Raw genomic sequence first — 21,343 nt, forward strand, 5'->3', positions numbered from 1 at the left:
TGAATGAAGACATGTTAGTAAACTACTTAAATAATCATAAAATACATATACCACTCTTCTTTTTCTTCATACATAAAAAGGACGTATGATTTAAAGATATGTAATCACATAAAAAGAACAAAAATGAAGTTAATTGGAAATTATATGCAAAAAAAGGCCTCAAGACACTTTTCCTATTAAAAGGAAAGTGCCTTGAGGCCACCTTTTTATATTAAATTACTTTTTTCCGGGAATCAGAAAAATCTTTTATTCTGCCAATGGGTCGAAAGTACCCATACCACCGTGAGCATAATCTTCCCAACCAATGGTCTGATACAATGTCGCATTAGTTTGCTGTGCACTTTGACGCAATCCAAAGAAATAATATCTGGGTTGGAAATAAGGATTAATGTCCAGCACATTACCATCAAGACTGATATCTTTACGTGAGAAATAGGTATCATAGAATGTACATATACTTGACACAGCCGGATCAAGAATCGTTTCTCCGTCTGCTTCCGTAGCAATCTTCTCATTCAATGTCAGTGCTGCTGGTCGCTCTACGTTTTTAATCGGATCACTGTCATTATTTGCAGACCCGGTACCTTCAACATTGATTTCTATGCGATATCTCTTACCACGTTCATTCATCGGAGTCACACCCAAATAAGTACAAGTATTACCTCCAAAGCCACTCAATGCCCAACTTGCATTCAAAGCACCTTGTCCTACACCTCCGTCAAATAGCATCCAACGACGCATATCATACGCACGTTTACCTTCAAAAGCCAACTCTACCTGACGTTCATACAATATAGCTTCAAACAATTTAGCACGGTCAGTTTCAATCGCCGCATCCAGGCCATAATTATTTGCACTCGTATAGCCTACTCTGCCACGTACGGCTTTCAGCGCCTTGACCCCTTCCGCATGATAAGTGCCGCCCGCACCACAAGCTGATTCTGCCAGATTCAGCAATACTTCCGCATACCGTATCTCCATGTAAGGAGCTGCCGATCGTCTGAATCCCTGCTGATCACCACTGCTGTTATCAGTAAACACATAAAGACTAGTGCCCAAATCAAAATCATCCGAACGTTTACGAACATAGACTCCTCTATTCTTAGTGCCCAGCATATCGGCTGCAAAACCGCTTCTACTCGGATTATTACGCTCATCAGCCGTAGTATACCAACAATAATTCCAAAGTTCATAGTTCGCACCACTGGTATAACGGGTTGGGCATAAACCAGACATCGTTGCTCCTGAAAAATCGACATTGCCACTGTTGAATTTCCACTCTACCCCCGGAAATGCAAATGTACGGTAGAAACGCGGGTCACGATTTAGAAAGAACTTTTTAGGGTCATAATGAACTCCTGATTCCATCGGTTTCTTACCGTCAATCATCGGGAAGATGTCTATTATTTCCGCTGTAGGAGTCTTTCCTCCGCCTCCGTTTATATTTCCTGGTCGGATTCCCTGCTCCCACAAGTTGTATCGGTTGATGTTTTGTGAAGCAATAGGAGACACATTATTATATAAAGTAACAAATACGGCTTCGCTTCCACCTGTATAAGTGGCGAACATTCTGGCCCAATTCTTGGCATTGTCTTCTCCGCCATTGCCTTCATAAGCAAGTCCGAAGTTACCTTCATTCAGTTTAGTGATGGCAGCAAAATTGGCGTCGTAAGCATCTTTCCAACGAGATGCGTCATCGGCACGGTTAAAAAGTGGACTAGCATAAAGCAACAATGTACGACCTTTTAGAGCAAGTGCTGCACCGGCGGTTATGCGTCCGTAATCCTGCCCTTCATTCTGCCAACGTGCAGGAAGATAGCTGGCTGCCAGTTCCAAGTCATCGCATATAAAGTCTATACAAGCCTTAGTCGAGGAACGAGGAATGACCAGATTCTCACCATTACCATCACCTATCACCGGATTCTGGACGTGGTCTACAATGGGAACACCACCATACATTTTCACCAACAGATAATAACGCCATGCTCGAAAAAAGTAAGCTTGTCCGAGTAATTGTTCTTTCTCTGTCTGCGAAAGAGTCGCACTTCCCGTCACACCTTCAATCACATTATTACATTCGCGGATACGTCCCCAAGGACTTCTTTCACTGTTGATTACATAAAAATAATCGGGAACAGTCTGAATAGTAAGAGATGCCGTAGGATCATTGAAAATAGAGTAGTCTCCATATTCCTCCGTACATTTGGAAAAATCGTCATCAATACCCGCACTGGTTATATCGGTCAAAGCATTGGAACCTCCGGTAGAACTAGGCAATAAAGACTGATATAAAAAGTCCACACGACTTTTGGCTGTTTCATAATTTTCGTACACAACCGAAGCGTCATAGCTTCCATATACTTTCTTGTCTTTCAGAAAATCATCGCTGCATCCAGTAAAACAGATTAGTCCTGTCACCATCGATGCTGTCAAACATATTTTATTTATCTTTTCTTTCATAATCTTCTTTGATATTAGAATGAGACATTAACACCTAAAGTTACTTTACGCAAATTAGGATATCTTCCATAAGTGCCTCCCCATGTACTCCAAACACCATCAGGATAAGGATTGTAAAAGTTTAAAAGGTTCTGAGCAGTCAAATTCAGACGGCAACTGCTGATGCCGATCCGATTTGTCCATTCCTTCGGAAGGCTATAAGCAACTGTCAAATTACGTAATCGAACGCTGGCTGCGCTAACTTTCCAAAATGTAGAAGCCTGACCGTTTATGGCACTATATCTTAAGTTTGGATATTTAGCACTCCGGTTCATTGGCGCCACTACATTACCACCGGCATCCAATACATCTTCATACACATACATATCTTTCCACATGGCAGATACATTTTTATATTCCAGATCATCGTATTTTTCCTGACGTAAGTCTGTCTGTACAAGAGCATAAGCACCCCAGCTTGCACCAAATTGAGCACTGAATGAGAAGTTCTTATACGAAGCACCAAAATTAAAAGTCAATCCATAAGGATTATTGGCACGATTGGAAATCTTCACATAGTCATTCTGATCAATCACGCCATCTGCTTCACCATAAGTACCATCGGCATTACGCTGACCACGTACATCACGATAGATCAACATACCCGGATGAATGTTATCTTTCGTATTCCCAAGATAAGAAGTGATCTTATTCACTGCGAAATACTCTTCGATATCCTGATAGGTGCGGAACATGCCAATACATTCGTATCCCCACACACCACGGTCGGAACGTTCACCCCGAACAATGTCATCAAAACCGGGAGTAGCCTGGAATCCGGCTTCTTTAATCTTGTTATCACTGTAACCGGTAGTCATTTTTACCCAATAAGAAAAATCTTTACCGATTTTATCTTTCCAATTCAAAGTAAGTTCTAAACCATACGTATCAACTTCTCCAAAGTTCTCAGGAGTAGCCTGCGTACCTACAGTAGTCGGATAGAAAGAAGTACCCGTGAAAGTTGTGAACAACTCACGTCCCATATCATAGTAAGCATCTAATGTAATACCCAGTCTACTATCCAGCATCCTGACATCGATACCTAAATTGGTCTTGTAGGTTTTATCCCAATGTACATCTGCGTTGACCCCTCTTTGCGGCATTTGGAATGTTGCACCACTATAGGTATTGGTGGCTGTACCAAATATAGGACCTCCATCTGCATTTCGGCTATAAAGTTGTGTCCACAACCAAGGTTGTATATTATCTCTTCCCAAAATACCGAATGAACCACGAATCTTCAAGAAATCAATACCTAGTTTTTCTTTATTAAACCAGCTTTCTTCCGAGATAACCCAACCTGCTGACCATGAAGGGAACATTCCCCAGTAGTTACTAGGAGCAAATTTGGTAGATGCATCCGAACGAAGCAGGAACTCAAACAAATACTTGTCTGCATACGAGTAGTTCAGACGACCGATATAAGAGAGCATACCCGATTCCGTACGACCGAACGTAGTCGTTTGATCCGCACCGGTAGCTGTCGAATTAGATTGTCCATCGGTAAAGCTGAAAGGATCAGTTACAGTACCGGTCAGATATTCATATTCCGATTCTGCCTTTTCAATAGAAAACAATCCATTCACATTATGCAAACCAAACTGACGTGCGTAGCTGACTGTCAAGTTCATCTGGTAGTTATCCGTTTTATTCATCGCACGGCTCAATAAATTACCATTATCCAAAGTAAAAGTACCAAAATTGCTATCATCTATATTTATATCATCGCCAGTATAAAGGTGATTTCCACTGCCACCACGTTCCAGCAGCCTGTAGACATTCATTTTAGTACCGATATTATTACTCTTATTATTGATAATGCTCCTCGAATAAGAACCTTTCACTTTTAGCCCCTTCAACCATTTGCTCCAACCAAAATCATATTCCAATGAACCGTTTATGGACATATTATTTGTCTGATTTTGAGTATTGTCAGGAGAATCCTGAACTGCTCCAAAATGGAATAGTCGTACAGCACTTAAGCCCGAAGACACATTTTCCATACCTGTATATACAACAGGACGTCCACCTACATATCCGGGCACAAAAGGCAAATGTGTCATTAGAGAATTAAAATCAGCATCTGTCCCACCACTGGTTATACCATTACGTGAGTTATTCTGTTCACCCATGTCACCTGAGAACTGTAAGGAGGCTTTAATCCACTTACCGATATTAGCATTAACACCCGCACGGAAGTTCCAACGATCATAATCTAAACGTCCCATATTACCTTCTTGATTATAGTAAGATGCACCCGCAAAATAAGTAGCCTTCTCTGTACCGCCATTAATACTGAAACTGTGGCGTTGCGTCCAAGCCGCACTCCACTCATCATCCAGCAAATCGTAGTTCAGTCCTCTCATTGCTTCCAATTCGTCAGCCTGGAAATATTGCGTTCTTCTATTATCCGATTCCGATTCACCGGTAGAAGTTCCAGCTCCACGTGCGGCATTATAAATACGTCCATAATCATAAGCACTTAGCATCTTAGTTTTTTTCAAAGCATCAGTAAAACCGAATTGCCCTGTATAAGATATGGAAGGTGTACCTACCTTACCGCGCTTGGTTTTCACCAATATGACACCGTAAGCCGCACGTGCCCCATATACAGCTGCCGAAGCATCTTTCAAAACCGTAATACTTTCTACTTCACTCACATCCAAATTATTAAATGCATCCTCTATAGAAATAAAATCGTCAATTACATATAATGGGCTAGGATCTGCATCACCTCCACGCGTTGAATTGGGAGTAATGCTGGTATTGATATTACTTTGGCGTATTTGTAGACTTGGGGTACTACCCGGACGACCACCACCCGAATTTACATGCAAACCACTCATCATTCCGCTCAATGCATCACCTAAGTTACCCACCGAAAGATCTTTAATCTCATCCGGAGTAATGGTTTCAATCGCCCCCGTTATGTTTTTCATTTTTTGTGTACCATAACCTACAATAACCACCTCATCCAGATTAGCTACATCTTCTTTCAATACAATCTTTGGATTATTCAAATTCGTTATTGTTTGAGAAACGTATCCTACAAATGAAACAGCCAATCTTCCCCCTTCCGGGACGGGAAGGCTAAATTTACCATCAATATCACTTATCGTGCCTACCGTAGAATCTACAATCTTAATTGCAGCCCCAATAATTGGGTCACCAAATTCGTCCACAACAACCCCGGTCACCGTACGTGCATTTTGGGCATAGACGATTTGCGCAAAGGCTTGTATAAAAAGCATACATAAGCCTAAAATGAAATATCTTTTACTCATAGTATTCTGTTATTGTTTATACATTGTATTCATTCTGTTGTCGGAAGCCAACGTGGATCTCCACAACGTTTCGCAATATGCTCCGAGCTACTCAAAGTAAAATCACCGTTAGCAGCATTCACAAACTTTGGCTCTACCTTAATAGCTGTTCCCGAATGGTCTCGTCCATTCTCATCACTAGTATCATAATCAAGGAATCCTCCCGGAACAGCACTATAATAATAAGTATTATATCCAAGTGTATAATTTACATTACCATAATTTCCCGCATTACAGATCCGTCTGAAAACACCTTCAGTTCCTGTGGCCGAACTTACGACACAGTCTGCAAAAATAGTATTCTGCATTTCCAAAAAGAACACAGCACTATTACTGTTTATTACATTATTAAAGAAACGATTGTTAGTGCCAATTTGATAGAACGTACAATTACTCATTTTCCGAAGCGATGTACTCCAGCCAGATCCGCTAAAGTTTGACGGAGTACGTCCTCTCATCTGAACAAAATAGGCAGATCCGGGAACCGTATAATAAATAGTACTGTTTGAAAAGCTCAAATCTTTGATCCAACCTTGACCGTTGAATGCTATAAATATAGTACTTGCTGTATTAATGCTAACCAAGCAATCAGTAATAGACAATGACGACAAAGCATAACCATTATTACAGTAATATAATGGTACGGGAAGATCTTTTATAGTACAAGATTGGAAAACATAAGGCTGCTGCACTATACCGGCTTCTGTGCTATTGAACATAACGACACCTCTACTATTAGAAGCACTGTAAGTATCAGCATCAAAATCAAAATCTATAAACTTAATTTTTAGACCAGCTCCGCGATTTATAAAAGAAGCATTTCTTTTCATTGTCAGTTTGGCATGATTTACTTTGTCGCCACGAATAGTCAATGTAGTCGTTCCTAAATCAATATTACCATCCATTTCATATACACCACCTGCCACTAATTCATAAGCTATTTCTTCTTCTCCTTCTGCAAGAGGATCAATCGGATTTGCCGTAAAATATTCGGTCAGATTAGTTCCTGTTGGTATTGTTTCACGTACTCGAACCAATGTATTATAAGTCATTTCCGTAGCTGCAACAGCATCAGCGTTATTATACTTCTGATTTCCTAATGCTCTGACTGCAACCTTATACTTTGTATCTTCAGTAATATCACGCGTAATCGTACATTTATCTACGACTTCATTCTCTTCGCCTATAACAACTGGATTGTCAGGATCATCAATATTATAAAATGTCACTTGGTACCCACCGGCTCCTAGCACTACCGGCCATTTAATTTCCAGAGACGTAATATCTACGTTTCTGGTAAAAGTCCAACCTTCAGTCGACGGTGATTCCAAGGTTACCCCCTGAACTTCCGATGAGAAGGTCCAATCATCCTTGTATCCATCGACACAAGAACTAAAAAGAAGTATAGCTGCCGCAAATGCCAAACTATCCCTTTTTACTCGCAAGAATAAATGTTTACTCTTCATAGATTAAATTTTAATTTATATAAAATGATATATTACATCATCAGACATCTATTCACATAAATAAAAAGATACAACTAAAAGAATCGTAATCTCTTAAAAAGAATAAAAAATAGAATCTGAAGTTTTTTCTCTTAGTTTTATTAAACTATATCATAATTCCCCTCCCTATCATTGTTGAAAATTTTCTTTTAAATATTTTATATTCCAATCATCGTTCTTCTCCACATCTTCACATCGTTTTAACTTCCACTTTAACCGATTCATATAAAGGACGAATGGATAAGATCATTGTAATCCACCAAAATTCTGCTGATTGATACCATAACGGAAACAGTGAATTAAATAAAAAACAAAATGGTTACAAGCATCCGAAATAAAGGATGAGAAAGCATCAATATCTCTATAGGATTAGGATTTGATTCGCATAGTGAAAAAAAAGTCCGAACTTTTTTAAGTTCGGACTTTTAATATAGTAAGAGGACATATAATGTTTGAAGTCCCTCCTACCTATTATCTCAATTATTATATTACTCTTGAAACACCTTTTTCAAATACTTTATATTCGTTCCATAATTCTTCTTCACGTTCCTCACATCATCCTTGTCTCGTGAGCGTTCTACAACCAGCCAGCCCCTCCAGCCCATTTTGTCAAGCGTCTTTTTTACCTTATTCATATCCAGCCGCTCATTGAAAGGAAGAGTCACTCCATCCGTATCTGTACAGTGAATCTGGCAAATTCTATTTTTTCCAAGAATCTTGAGTTCCTTACATAGATCCCTTCCATTCTCTAATGCATTCTGAAATTTAAAATAGATCTTGATACCGGGAGAATTAATCTCTTTCAATAGTTTCACTTCTTCTCTTGCATCCAATTGAGTTTCAATGCCAATTACAACTCTTTCCGAAGCAGCCATATCCCCTACTTCCTTCAGCCGTTTTATTAAAGCTGTCCGAAGTTCCGGAGTTTCCTGCCAGCCTGCTTCCACTCCACCCAAAGGGAGAAAAGCGACCTTGGCACCCATTACTTTCATTGCATCCAGACAATCCCGAACTAATTCTTTATAATTAGCACGATCTAAAAAAGATTGTCCATAAAAACCGGACATAGCAATAGAAGGAACCTCTAAATTATAGTTCTGAGCTGTTTCACGAAATAGCTGCTGGAAATGGGGCTCACGCAATTTGTTATCGAACATTTCTCTTTTACCGAGACTACCCATATCCAACTCGACTCCATCTCCTTTCAACTCATGCACCAATTGGAACGAACCAATCTTCTGACGTTTCAATATCATCCAGTCACATACGGCGATCTTGTAACGTTGTTCTTTTTGTTTCGATGCAGCAACAGCCAGCATTGGAAAACATTCTGCTACGATTAATATCCAAAGGATATGTTGAAATAATTTCTTTCTATTCATCATCTTAATTATACGCTGATCGTATAAAAGACGGATGAAAGGAAACTTTGTAATCGGCTACATTCCAAATATTTAATACTAAAACGGAAAAGGGGATATTTATAAAAATAAGATAATGACACTATCCCAGGTAAATGGTGTCACTATACCACTGATATAGTGTCATTATCGCAGACATATAGTGACACTATCTTTTTGAAAGGATTATTCAGGTAAGATGTAAAAAAATAGGCTGCCGAACCCTGAAAAGTCCGACAGCCTTGTCAACCCAAAAACGATACCTATGAAACACTGCGTGTTATTTCAAATCAAATATCAAGCGTTTACCATGAACAAGTTCATCGTGGGTAATGCGGTATTTATTGAACTTCTTACCATCCAATAACACCTTATTTATATAAAGAGTTTCCGATCCGGTACGATTACTCTCAATTACCAGCTCATTTTCCTTATACCATTTAGGATCCAAGCGGATCGTTACTTTATTAAATACCGGAGTAGTCAATGTATATTCCGGCAATCCCGGACAGTCGGGATAAAAACCTATCATATTGAAAATAGCCCATGCAGACATCGTACCTGTGTCATCATTTCCAGGGATACCGTCCGGTTTGGTCGTAAAGTACTTATCCAGCAGTCGCTGTGTCTCTTTCTGTGTACGCCATTCTTCACCTTTAAAGTAAGAGAACAGATGAGCGTAAGCAATATCCGGTTCGTTAGCCGGATCATATAGTCCTTCATCAAACACCATTTGCAGCTTATTGACAAAAGGTTTCTTTCCACCCATCAGTTTAGCCAATCCATATACATCATGTGGTACATAGAAAGTATAATTCCAAGAATTACCTTCGTGGAAACCGGGATTCGGTTCAAAGTTCTCTCCCTGCCTCGGATTGAACGGACTGTAGAAAGTTCCGTCTGGAAGAATAGGTCGGAATGTACCGAACTCCTTACTATAATAATGCTTATATCCCAAAGAGCGTTTATAGAACATTTCCGCATCTTTCTTCTTTCCTAAAGCATCCGCAAAACGGGAAAGGGCAAAGTCTGCGATATAATATTCCAGTGCATGAGATACGGAGTTATCATATTGTTCACGAAGCGGCACGTATCCTTTTGACATATAGTCATCATTGTCCGGACGCATCAGATTTTCCGCCCCGGGTAATGTAGCCGACTTGTACATAGCTTCATAAGCCAGATCTACGTCAAAGTCACGCAATCCTTTCATCCATGTATCCACAATCACTGGGATACTTGGATCACCTTCCATCGTAAGAGTCTCTCTTCCATACAATTCCCATTTAGGAAACCAACCATGTTCACGATACATATCGAGCATGGTACGTACCATTTCCATCTGACGTTCGGGATAAACCAAAGTCAAAAGCTGATGTACGTTACGATATGTATCCCACAAAGAGAATACAGTATATCGGGTACCTTTCGTTGTCAGAATCTGATCGCTCTCCATAGCCGGATATTCACCATTTACATCCTGCAGAACGTTCGGATGAATCAACAAATGATAAAGTGCCGTATAAAAAACTGTTTTCTGTGCATCCGTTCCTCCTTCTACAGTGATACGTGACAAGTCATCGTTCCACTGTGCACGGGCATCGGAAAGCACCTGTTCAAAGTTTTTTCCCGACTGTTCTTTATCCAGATTCAAACGGGCATTCTCTATGCTTACAAAGGAAACTCCCATCTGTACTTCGACCTGTTCTCCTTCCTCTGTTTCAAAAGTGAAGTAAGCGCCCACATCGTCACCTGCTATTTCTTTTCCATAGCGGGTATACAATTTATATTTGCCTTGGTCTCGATCCCATTCTGCTTCCACACCTGTCATCGGACGTTGCTTTTTCCAATATCCGGTTGTGGTGGGAACTTTGTTCACTCTCATCACAAAATAGATGGGAAATACAGCTTGGGGATTATAACAGAAAGTACCCAATAGTTTCATTCCCTCTATTTCGCTGTCACTTACACGACGAAGCATGGCTCCACTCTCATTGGTCAGGCCTTCGCCCAAATTCAGAAGTATATGACTCTTTCCTCTAGGAAAAGTGAAACGGGCAATACCTGTACGCGGAGTAGCAGAGACTTCTGTCTTTATATTATACTTCGTCAGATAATTGGAATAATAGCCGGGAGAAGCCTGTTCATCCTTATATTTGCTCCCATATTCCTTATAGTCTACATTCAGTTCTCCGGTAGTAGGCATCAGCAATAAAGAACCCAGTTCAGGACAACCGACACCACTCAGATTTACATGAGAATATCCTGTAAAGAAACAATTGGTATATTCATAAGGCGTAGACCACCAACGTGCATCTTTATCGTAAGTATTATCAGCAGAACCCATCACATTAAAAGGTACTACGGACATCATTCCATTCGGACAAACAGCTCCGGGATTAGTGGTACCGAAATTTGTCGTTCCAATAAAAGGATCTACATAGTCTATCAACAGACTCTTTTCCTTATTCATAGGGGGGGCCTTACCCTCTCCCCCAAATACGGGGAGAAGGGTGAAAGCCAGTGTGCAAGTTAATAATATACGTCTCATATCCTTCTTAAATAATGCTCGTCCGTTTTGTAAAATCAATTATTTCCTGGATATAGCCGAAAGCCATTCCTACAACAGTATCTGCAGCTCCATAATAAACAGCTACACGCTCACCATCCTGCAATGCCGCACATGGGAATACCACATTGGGCACATCACCTTGAAGTTCATAAGGTGCAGCCGGACCTATCAGATATTCACGGGTACGATAAAGTACCTTTTCGGGATGATCCTTATCGAGTATCGCCGAACCCATTGCATAACGGAAACCGTTGCAAGTAGTGATAACACCATGATAGAAAAGCAACCAGCCTTCATCAGTAAGGAAAGGTACCGAACCTGCACCAATCTTGGTACACTGCCAGGCACTTTCAGGGAAAGGAGTCACTTTCATAACACAACGATGTTCACCCCAGTATTTCATATCCGGACTGTAGCTGATATAAATATCACCGAACGGTGTATGTCCATTGTCGCTGGGGCGACTTAACATAGCATATTTGCCATCTATCTTTTGCGGGAAAAGTACTCCATTACGATTGAAAGGCAGGAAGGCATTCTCGCATTGGAAGAAATCTATAAAATCAAATGTATAGGCAATACCGATAGTAGGTCCATGATAGCCGTTACACCAAGTAATCCAATATCGGTCTTCAATCCATGTAACACGCGGGTCATATTTATATTCGGATTCGATCATTTCCGTGTTACCGGCTTTAAATTGAATCGGTTCATGACTAATATCCCAATGAATACCATCTTTACTGAACCCTGTGAAGATATTCATCTGTACAGCTTTGTTGTCACAACGGAATACGCCGGCGAACCCATCTTTGAAAGGTACGACAGCACTATTGAAAATACTATTGGATGAAGGAATATGATAGCGTCCGATGACCGGATTTTGCGAGTAACGCCACATTACATCTGTACATCCGACAGGACGTTCTTCCCAGGGAATTTGAATCTTATTCATAATAATTATTTATTTAGTAATTAGTTATCTATTATCACTCAAAAATAGCAATTTATTTTTTCTTTTTTGAATCATCATACGTAAAAGGTATAAAATAGGTCATCAAAAAAGCAGGAATTGTTGCGATCAGTACATAGATAAAGAAACTACGGTATCCCAGTAAATCACTAAAATAGCCGCTGATCATTCCCGGAAGCATAACTCCCAGATTCATGATTCCCGAAGCAAATGCATAATGTGACATCTGATGTTTGCCAGGAGCAATCTGCTGCATCATGAACAAGGTCAGTCCGACAAATCCGAAACCATAGCCGAAATACTCCATTGTGATACATGTTCCGATCAGATAAAGACTGGTCGGCTGGACTACAGCAAGGAAAGTATAAGCAAGGAAAGGAAGGTTGAACACGCAACAAAGCATGAATAAAGTTTTCTTCAATCCATATCTGGCAACAAATATTCCACCCAGCAATGAACCGATAACAAAGGCGGCAGAACCAAAGACGCCATTCAATGTTCCGATTTCTGTCAATGACAGCCCCAGACCTCCGACCTCTCTGGAGGCACGCAGAAACAAAGGAGCAACCTTCATTATAAATCCTTCCGCCAATCGGTAGAGAATAATGAAGAAGATATAATATACTATATGTTTTTTAGTAAAAAAGTTCCCAATCACATTTACCAAATCCTGCATGATTTCTGAAGTAGTTTTTTTTCCGGTAGCAGGAACTTGTGTAGAAGGCAACATCTTTATATGATAAAGACCGAGCAATACCATTACTGCAGCAATTACGGCAAAAATAATCATCCATGCAGATGAATATGCACCCTTATTGGCATCTATCGAAGCTCCTTCTATTGCCCCGAAATGTTCGGCCAGCATACCTGCCAAAGCAACTAATCCACCATTAGCAACCAATTTTGCCACATTATAGAAAGCCCCCTGCACTCCAATATATTTAGCCTGATCCTCTTTATTCAGTTCTGCCATATATACACCATCGCAAGCAATATCATGTGTGGCTCCACTGAACGCAATCACCGCCATAGTGGAAATACTGATAGCAAAGAAATAATCAAAGAATAACGAAAAAGCTACTACTCCAAACAATATACCACTCAACAGTTCGGTTACCAGTACAAAAAACTTTTTGGTCCGATACATTTCAAGAAAAGGGCTCCATAAGAATTTGAGTGTCCAGGGCATCATGATAAGAGAAGTCCAAAACGTTATCTGAGTATCAGAAATACCCAAATCCTTAAACATGAATACGGAAACCAAATTGATGGCAATAAAGGGAAGTCCCATTGCAAAATAAGCGGTAGGTACCCAATAAATCGGGTTGATAGTTTTTCCTTGAGAAGCAGTTTTATTCTGTTGCATAGTTCAATAGTATATAGATGAAAGGGTCATTTTTCTGACCCATCTATATATAATACAACTAAGAAGGGCAAACTACTAACGCTTGCCCCTACTTTTTTTTATTTTATTGTTACTTCGTCGATAAAGAACCACGAAGGATGCCCTACACCATAATGCCATTCGGGACATTCTTTCGTACCGGTGACCTCAACTTTCACATAACGGGCATGCACTGGCATTTCCGATTCAGTCTTCACTCCGCGGAACTCCACTTTCCCCGAACGGTTTTCCGGCATATCATGTGTTCCCCAATGTGCATAATTCTCTCCATCTTCAGAATAGGAATAAACCACCTTCAGAGGGAAAAGAATCCAGGCTCCGATTTGATGCAGGAAATCCGTCTCTATACTATGTATTTCTTTCTCTTTACCCAAATCTATAACAAAAGCACCGTCTGTTCCTTCCCAGCCAACCCAGCTTTCAACGAAAGTAGATCCTCCGAATAATCCATCCACTAATGCCGTTTTTCCGATCTCTGCATATTTACCGGTAGGAGGAATAAGATAAGTAACCTTTGCTCCTATCGCAACGCTTTTTTCTGCACGGGGCATATATCTCTCCCGATACAACTGGCAATATTCCACAGGAGAATTGGAACGTTCATTCAATGTCGGTACATTAAATTCTTTCACCCGTTCTTCAAAAAGTGCCAATTTCGGACTGATCTCATTCATATCTGTACCAGTCTCAGTACGGGCAATTTCCAATTCCGAATACTGAATGGGCAAGCGGGCACGCTGCACACGCTTCAGGAATTTATTATCTTCAGCCACCGCTTTCTCTGCATCATCAAACAGTTGATTATAACGTCGCATCAGTTGTGGTTTCAGCATTCCGTATTTATGGGAAACAGGAGAATCATAAATCCACAATCTTTGTCCGCTGCCTATCAACGCTCCCTCCATCACCTTGATATACTGATAAAGGTATGGCGCAGCCTCTCCATAGTATCCATGCAGGAAATGCTGCATCAAAGAATCAACATTCGCTTCGGGGTTCCACATTAACTTAGATACCAAATAGGCACGTAACTCAGCGAAGTCTCCTCCCCTGCTTCCTGCAATCTGTGAGAAATGCATAGTGGCATGATTCTTTTTGAACAGACGAATATTATCCTGCAAGATATGAAAATTAGGGAACGGAGCCAGATAATTATCAAAATTAATACCATAATCCCACACGAAAATATTATTAGTGATGGCAGACCAGCCTTCCATTGCTTTCACAAACTCTTTACCTGAGGCATTTTCCGTCAAAGTCACTTCACGGTCACAATCTATATCACAAAGCATGATATTCACATTCGGCAATGGCTTCACATGTTTCGGAGGATTCATCGTATACAGATAGGCAAGCGTGGAAAATTCCTTATCAGGAAAACGGGCAGCCAGTTTATTCAAAAAAGTAATGATACTTCCAGAAAGTGCTCCTTCATAATCATCTATTGCTTTACAGGCATCACATGTACAATTAGTGTAATTACCATCATTCTGACTCACAGACATAATATGCTTATCCGGATTTGCCTTAAAAATAGAATCAATCCGCTGAGCCACGATTTCAAAAACTTTCGGGTTACTCAGACACCATTGGCTCGCTTTCCCCGGATGGCGTTTGCCTTTAAAATAAGAATAATATTCCGGATGGTCTTTTCCATATACGGAAGCAGGAAGCAACTTATCAAAAGTATGCACCCAATAACCGGCAGCAAACACTTCATTTGGCTCTTCCAGCCTGTTCCACCATTTATATATGGAGTCTGTACGAATAGCATAACATTGTGTCTGGCGGTAACGAAAAGCCGGATTATCTATTTTATCGATAAGCGGCAGTTCGACTGTCTTCGCAGGGTTAAAAGAGTATTCGTTTTCTCCCCAATAATCCACTCCAAGATATTGTTCAAGTAAAGTTACAACTCCGTAGACTGCCCCATTCCCACTGCCTGAAATACGTAAGATTCCATCTTTCGTAGATAGGCTGAAACCGTCTTCTGTCACTCCAGCTGGGGTTTTGCTACTGATTATAATATCTCCTTTTTTTGCATTCTGTCCTTTTACAATGGGAAATGTACAACCTGAAATTCTCTGAAGGAACAATTGAAATAAATTTGCTGATATTTGATTAATCTGGTCATTTTCTGATAGAATAATCCTGGATTTAGTTTTTCCATTATCAACTAAAACGACTTGTGCTGTTGCAGGAATATAACAACATGCTCCCAACAAACAAAGCAGCTGAAAAATAATACGGCGAATGATTCTCATAGCATTTCCTTTAATTAGTTTTTAGATAATACAATCCAAAAATATAAGATACTCAAGAAAAAAATCAGTTCTAAGTTTTATTAACAAAGAAAACTTAGAACTGATCACAACATGATATAAACAGCAAATAGCCCAAGCTCATTCAGTAATAAACTTGGGCCATTTTTTATTCAGTTTCAGTATAAATACCTACAGTATTAATATAAGGAGAATAATAAAGAGCTCCATGGAAAGTTACTCTTATATATTGCGCTTGTTTAGCCACAAGAAGAAGAATGTAACTTGTCTTATTTGCAAATCCTGAAGCTACACCAAGATCCTCATATTTCTCTCCATCATTACTTATCGCTATACTTGCACTTTCCGAAGAATAAAACCATTCATAGAAATGTAAAGCAATAGTTTTTATATTCTCTTGTTTTCCCAAATCGATATCAAGTATGCTGCCATCCGGAACATAATCATACAAGTCGCTAGATTGTCCATTCAAAGTAAAACTCCAACCCGAATGGTCATTTATTACAGAACCTACCGGTTTGTTTACACAAGATAAAAATCCGACAAGTGCTGTTTTATAAACAATATATATAACTTTATTCTCGCCTATATCTGCTCCTACTCCATCAACATTCGTGATTGTCACTGGAATAACATAGTTAGTACCCAGCTGCACAGAAGCCATATCATCCGAAAAACTCAAGGCAACACTCTCTTCCGGAGTTGTTTTTCCTTGTTTAATCATTATTGTCGATTGCTTCAAACTTGCACTAGTCAGTAAAGAATAATCTGTGCCATGCAATGCATTATACGTTCCAACTAATGCCGGATTAATAGCAAGAGTAACTTTGGTGTCACCATCTGCGGCCCATGCCGATTTTAAGATACCGTCAAGCTTCCATTCACTGCTTAAATTTGTAAATCCTTGACTATACTGATACTCTAACAGATATTCTTTACTTGAAGTCAGTGTGACATGATTTGGTTTGTAAGTCGATTCAAATGTCAAGAATATCTTACTATTACTTTCACTCGCTGATACTCCTGTTCCATTAATAGAAGTTATAGCAATCGGGAGAATATAATTTTCCGATCCGTTCTTAAATTCTTCCATATTAGTATAATGCACTTTTAAAGTATCTGCAGAGATATATTCCCCTTGTTTTATATACAAAGTTGCATTTTCCAGTTCTGCATTTTGTAAAGCTACATAGCTCGTTCCATATTCACTGTTGTATGCATCTACCAATGACCTGTCAATAGCTAATTGGATGGTCAAATCTTGTGGTGCAGGTTTAGTACACCTGACAGGAGACAAAATATGTTCGGTGGCGATTTCTTTCAAAAAAGTTCCGTCTCCTTTATACTCTAAAGTAGCATTTGTTTCACTTGGTTTATAAATATAGACATAATTGATATCATACGGATCTGTTGCTTCGTCATCGTCACATGCTGTGACTAATGGCAATGACATAGCAAAAAATGTACTATATAATATATATTTAAATAATGCTTTCATATCATACTGTTTTAAATTATTGAGCAAATGAATATGTTTCCCATGTCACCTTTTGACGGTTTTCGTTACCTAGGTTAGAATTGCCAATTTCCACATCATGACCATTACCGGTTACATCGTGTAGTATTGTAGCTCCTTCACCTTCATTCATTGGCAGATACAACAACAAATTCTTGTCTGTATAGTCAACTTCGGTATACATAGATTTCTTTATCTGATTAACTGTGCGTGTAACTTTCCAAAAACGAACCTGACACATTTCACAGAAATCCGGAAAATATTCTTCTCCTGAAGAAATCATCTGAAATTGATCAATATTCATCGGTTGTCCTATTGAAGAAGATAATGAGGCAACTACAGTACCATTTTGGTACAATAAAGTAGTACCGGATGCTGCATCATAACTCACTGCAAAATGATACCATTTTTGTGCTTCTAAACCTTTTCCCTTAGTTGGATCACCTGTATCAAATTGAGACCCCATCGTTTTTACTTGTAGGAAATTATTTTTATAGCTACCATTCTCGGAATAGATTAAGTCACCAAACCGTATATATAGTTCTGTCCCTGAACCTCCTGAGTTTATTATAGCCTGATTATTCTTAGTATATCCACCGTTCCCTGATTTAGAGGTGACTTTACTCCACCATTCCAATGTATAATTTGGCAAAGCTAACCCCCAAGCTCCTTCCGGGGCTGCATGCATACCATTATACCATGTTAATTTAGGAACAGCTTGTTTCAAAGGCTTCACAAGAACCAATAAAAAACTGGAAGAGGATTCCGACTTCTCAATACCTCCTTCCACATTCTTAATACTGATGGGAATTGCATATTGAGCACCGCCTTCAGCTTCAAAACTTTTAATATCAACATTCACAGGATCTGCACTTACAGAACCTGCTTCAATTGTCACTGATTCAGGAAATGATATATATTCTTTAGGAGGCATTTTATAATTAGTTTCATTCTTCTTATTATAAGCATCTAATACAGATTCGTCAATAAATAAATTAGCTTTTATTGTTTGATTAATAATATTCACCAAACGTACAGTTAACGAAGTACGCGTCGTACCCTCTGTCAATGTCAATTCTTTAGTTTTGGATGTAGACGCTTCATTTATATAGACTAAATTATCTATAACATCATACTTAGCATTTTCACATGCAGTATGGACCAGTGCCAGTACCCCAAATGCCATTATTTTAAGTAAAGATATTCTCTTCATTGTTTAACCCTTTCTTTTAGTTATTAATAGGAGGATTCTGTGCAGCAATAGCTGCACGCACTGTGGGATAATCAGGATTTCCAGGATAATCATACTCAATATGATAAGCCCCCATACCTGCATGTTCTATTCCACAAGCCGGATGATAGCTCTGTTGCTCGGTAAAGTAATGCTTATCCACTGCTCTTTCAAAAGTTGCAGTCACAATAGATTTCCCCATAGCTTCTTTAAAGACATTAGGGTGACTTCTACGTACAGCTTCAAAGAAAGAATCCAATCCAGAATGTCCTAGTTCATAGGTCTGCCAAGCTATATAATCAAGACTTAGAACTGTTTCCTCTGAAAGCACTTCATAAAAGCTCAACCAACCTGCACCACCAGGGATATCAGCAACCAACATTTTCCCCGTCTTATCAAACTCCTCACGTAAAGTCTTCATAAACGCATTGGGTACTGATGGCATACTGGAGTTCATTAAAGTCCCCCAATCCTCAATATCATAATCAAATCCATCGATATTATATTTGTTACATGTATCTACAATAGCAAGTGCATATTTCTTAGCAGCCTCAATGCAAGATTGCTCATCTTTAGGATCAAAGCCCCAAAACGCTTCCTTCACTGCATCATCGTTACCCCCCGGTGTGAGATTATCACCAATATCTCCTGCGCGCCAACAAAGCACTGCTCTGGAACCCTTAGCCTGAAAGTCTTTTAAATCAGCCTGTTGCTCAACCGTCAGATTTCCCCAACAGAGCCAAAGGCTCACAAAATCCGTACTGTCCGGTAATCCACATAAAGCATATTGCATGGAAGAACCTCCCTTACCTGCCCAGTTACCAAACCAGCCAAACATAATCTTATGTGGAGAGTTAAAATAATCCTTCAAATTATTTTCATAACCTTGCGTAGGAGGTTCATAATAATCTTTCGCCTCTATGTCGGTCCAATCACTACATGCGATATTTAAGAATCCCTGCGAAAAAAAGAGAGAAATTCCTATTCCGTATATTATTTTTTTCAATTTGCTCGTTTTCATAATAAAAATTATTTTAACGTTCTGATTTAATTTTTCTTAGCCCACCAAAGATCTGTGGCAGAGTTATCTGCACCACCTAACATTGATACAGCTGCTTTCACATTTGCATTATTCGTATTATATTCTGACTGAGGGAAAGGCAAACGACGCATACCACGCTGCACTGTCACCCCATCTGTATTCAGATTATTCACGATAGGGAATAGTTTAGGATAACCTGTACGACGAATGTCAGCCCACGTTTCCCAACCATTCGGAAAATTGGCAATCCACTTCTGAATCAAAATACGCTCCAAATTCTCTGTAACACTTGCTGATTCATTATATTTCGGAGTTACAGTTGACACTGCTGCTATATCCTTACCTGAATCCGAAGGATCACTGTAAGCAGCAGGAACCTTTTCACTTTTCAAATAATCGCCAATAGTAGCTTTACGTTCTTCCATAGACACTGTCACTCCTGCGTCATAAAGTTCTTTGGGAGTTCCTCCCATATTCCATTTATACATCAATGCAGCTTCTGCACGTAAAAAATAAGCTTCAGATGCAGACATAATGAGCAATTCATCATCTATACCAATATTCAGGCGGGAGAATTTTGTATAATTTGCCTGAGTTGTAGCACTTTGGTAAATACCATTTCGCACTCCTATTTGTCCTCCACCGATAGAAGCATCTGCTTCTGATGCATATTTAGCCAAACGAGGATCATTATAACCGCTTAAATATGAAGTGATATTAGCACTGATACGAATTTCATTCCATGAAGAAGTAACACGATAATATGGATTCATACCGTCATTATATTTACTATATGCAGCATCTGATGCAGATGTCATCACACCAATTACATCAGAAACAGCTTCTTCTGCTTTCTCCTTGGCAAGTGCTGGAGAAACACTAGAAATGCGCATTGCCATACGAAGCTTTAAAGAATTGGCAAATTTCACCCATTTGTTAAAATCTCCATTAAATACAAGATCGTATTCTGATAAAGAACTCATATCTTCATTACCTAACACTGCTACTTTAAAAGCGGAAATCGCTTCATCCAAATCATCAAACATGTGTTTATAAAGATCCTCCATATTGTCATATTCTACAGTAAAAGCAGTTCCTGTAATTTGAGAATAAGGAATCGGTCCATAACAATCACTAATTTTAAGTGAAGCTGCCACACGAAGAATCTGTGCCCATTGATAAGCCAATCCTTTGCCATCAGAAAGATCACGTATCTGGAAATATCCGGTATAAATCTGTGGCATAGTAGTATCAAACATATTTCCATACCACCCAACTCTTGGATTGTAAGTATAATAATTACCTCCATTACCCCATTGGGCGATACAAGTAATTTCTCCACCATATTCAGATCCAATCATCTGATCCAACATCTGTGAATTGTTCTGTTGTCCTTGTACTAATGCAGGAATCATGCTTTTAATCAATGATCCGGTGATTGCATTATCACCCAGCATTTGGTCAGGTTTAGGTCCAAAGGGATTTGTATTATACTCTTCAAATTTATCGGTACAACCTGTTCCTAGTGCTACTAACAAAGTATACACAGACAGTTTTGCAAACTTCTTTATTATCTTATTCTTTTTCATAATCTA

The 21,343-nt window shown here is 39.3% G+C and carries 12 protein-coding genes; all 12 read right to left on the minus strand.

Going from position 1 to position 21,343, the window contains the following annotated elements; genetic code table 11:
• Positions 1 to 246: 246 nt before the first annotated feature.
• The gene (locus K6V30_RS17375) at positions 247 to 2,460 is read right to left on the minus strand and encodes a RagB/SusD family nutrient uptake outer membrane protein (RefSeq protein ID WP_008765815.1); all 2,214 of its coding nucleotides are present in this window, start codon (positions 2,458 to 2,460) and stop codon (positions 247 to 249) included.
• Positions 2,461 to 2,474: 14 nt separating this feature from the next.
• The gene (locus K6V30_RS17380) at positions 2,475 to 5,783 is read right to left on the minus strand and encodes a SusC/RagA family TonB-linked outer membrane protein (protein ID WP_055270720.1); all 3,309 of its coding nucleotides are present in this window, start codon (positions 5,781 to 5,783) and stop codon (positions 2,475 to 2,477) included.
• Positions 5,784 to 5,812: 29 nt separating this feature from the next.
• The gene (locus K6V30_RS17385; protein WP_055270718.1) at positions 5,813 to 7,288 is read right to left on the minus strand and encodes a DUF4992 family lipoprotein; all 1,476 of its coding nucleotides are present in this window, start codon (positions 7,286 to 7,288) and stop codon (positions 5,813 to 5,815) included.
• 527 nt (positions 7,289 to 7,815) lie between these two features.
• Entirely contained in the window at positions 7,816 to 8,709 is an 894-nt protein-coding gene (locus tag K6V30_RS17390; RefSeq protein ID WP_055270774.1) for a sugar phosphate isomerase/epimerase family protein, read from the minus strand.
• A gap of 298 nt (positions 8,710 to 9,007) precedes the next feature.
• On the minus strand, positions 9,008 to 11,278 hold the full coding sequence (locus K6V30_RS17395; protein WP_055270716.1) for a GH92 family glycosyl hydrolase: 2,271 nt from the start codon (positions 11,276 to 11,278) through the stop codon (positions 9,008 to 9,010).
• 7 nt (positions 11,279 to 11,285) lie between these two features.
• Positions 11,286 to 12,254: a 1,4-beta-mannosyl-N-acetylglucosamine phosphorylase gene (locus K6V30_RS17400; protein WP_008765821.1), complete on the minus strand. Its 969-nt coding sequence runs from the start codon at positions 12,252 to 12,254 to the stop codon at positions 11,286 to 11,288.
• Positions 12,255 to 12,306: 52 nt separating this feature from the next.
• Positions 12,307 to 13,638 carry an MFS transporter gene (locus K6V30_RS17405; protein WP_008765822.1) on the minus strand — a complete coding sequence of 444 codons (1,332 nt, stop codon included), beginning with the start codon at positions 13,636 to 13,638 and terminating at the stop codon, positions 12,307 to 12,309.
• A gap of 98 nt (positions 13,639 to 13,736) precedes the next feature.
• Positions 13,737 to 15,941: a DUF4838 domain-containing protein gene (locus K6V30_RS17410; protein ID WP_055270714.1), complete on the minus strand. Its 2,205-nt coding sequence runs from the start codon at positions 15,939 to 15,941 to the stop codon at positions 13,737 to 13,739.
• A gap of 166 nt (positions 15,942 to 16,107) precedes the next feature.
• The gene (locus tag K6V30_RS17415; RefSeq protein WP_055270772.1) at positions 16,108 to 17,457 is read right to left on the minus strand and encodes a DUF4999 domain-containing protein; all 1,350 of its coding nucleotides are present in this window, start codon (positions 17,455 to 17,457) and stop codon (positions 16,108 to 16,110) included.
• 16 nt (positions 17,458 to 17,473) lie between these two features.
• Positions 17,474 to 18,688: a BT_3987 domain-containing protein gene (locus K6V30_RS17420; RefSeq protein ID WP_008765825.1), complete on the minus strand. Its 1,215-nt coding sequence runs from the start codon at positions 18,686 to 18,688 to the stop codon at positions 17,474 to 17,476.
• Between the two features lie 16 nt (positions 18,689 to 18,704).
• Positions 18,705 to 19,727, minus strand: a complete 1,023-nt coding sequence (locus K6V30_RS17425) for an endo-beta-N-acetylglucosaminidase family protein (RefSeq protein WP_008765826.1) — start codon at positions 19,725 to 19,727, stop codon at positions 18,705 to 18,707.
• A 26-nt stretch (positions 19,728 to 19,753) separates the two neighbouring features.
• Entirely contained in the window at positions 19,754 to 21,337 is a 1,584-nt protein-coding gene (locus tag K6V30_RS17430; protein ID WP_011107590.1) for a SusD/RagB family nutrient-binding outer membrane lipoprotein, read from the minus strand.
• Positions 21,338 to 21,343 lie beyond the last annotated feature (6 nt).

It is taken from the genome of Bacteroides faecis (genome assembly GCF_020091505.1).
GTDB classification, from domain to species: Bacteria; Bacteroidota; Bacteroidia; order Bacteroidales; family Bacteroidaceae; genus Bacteroides; species Bacteroides faecis.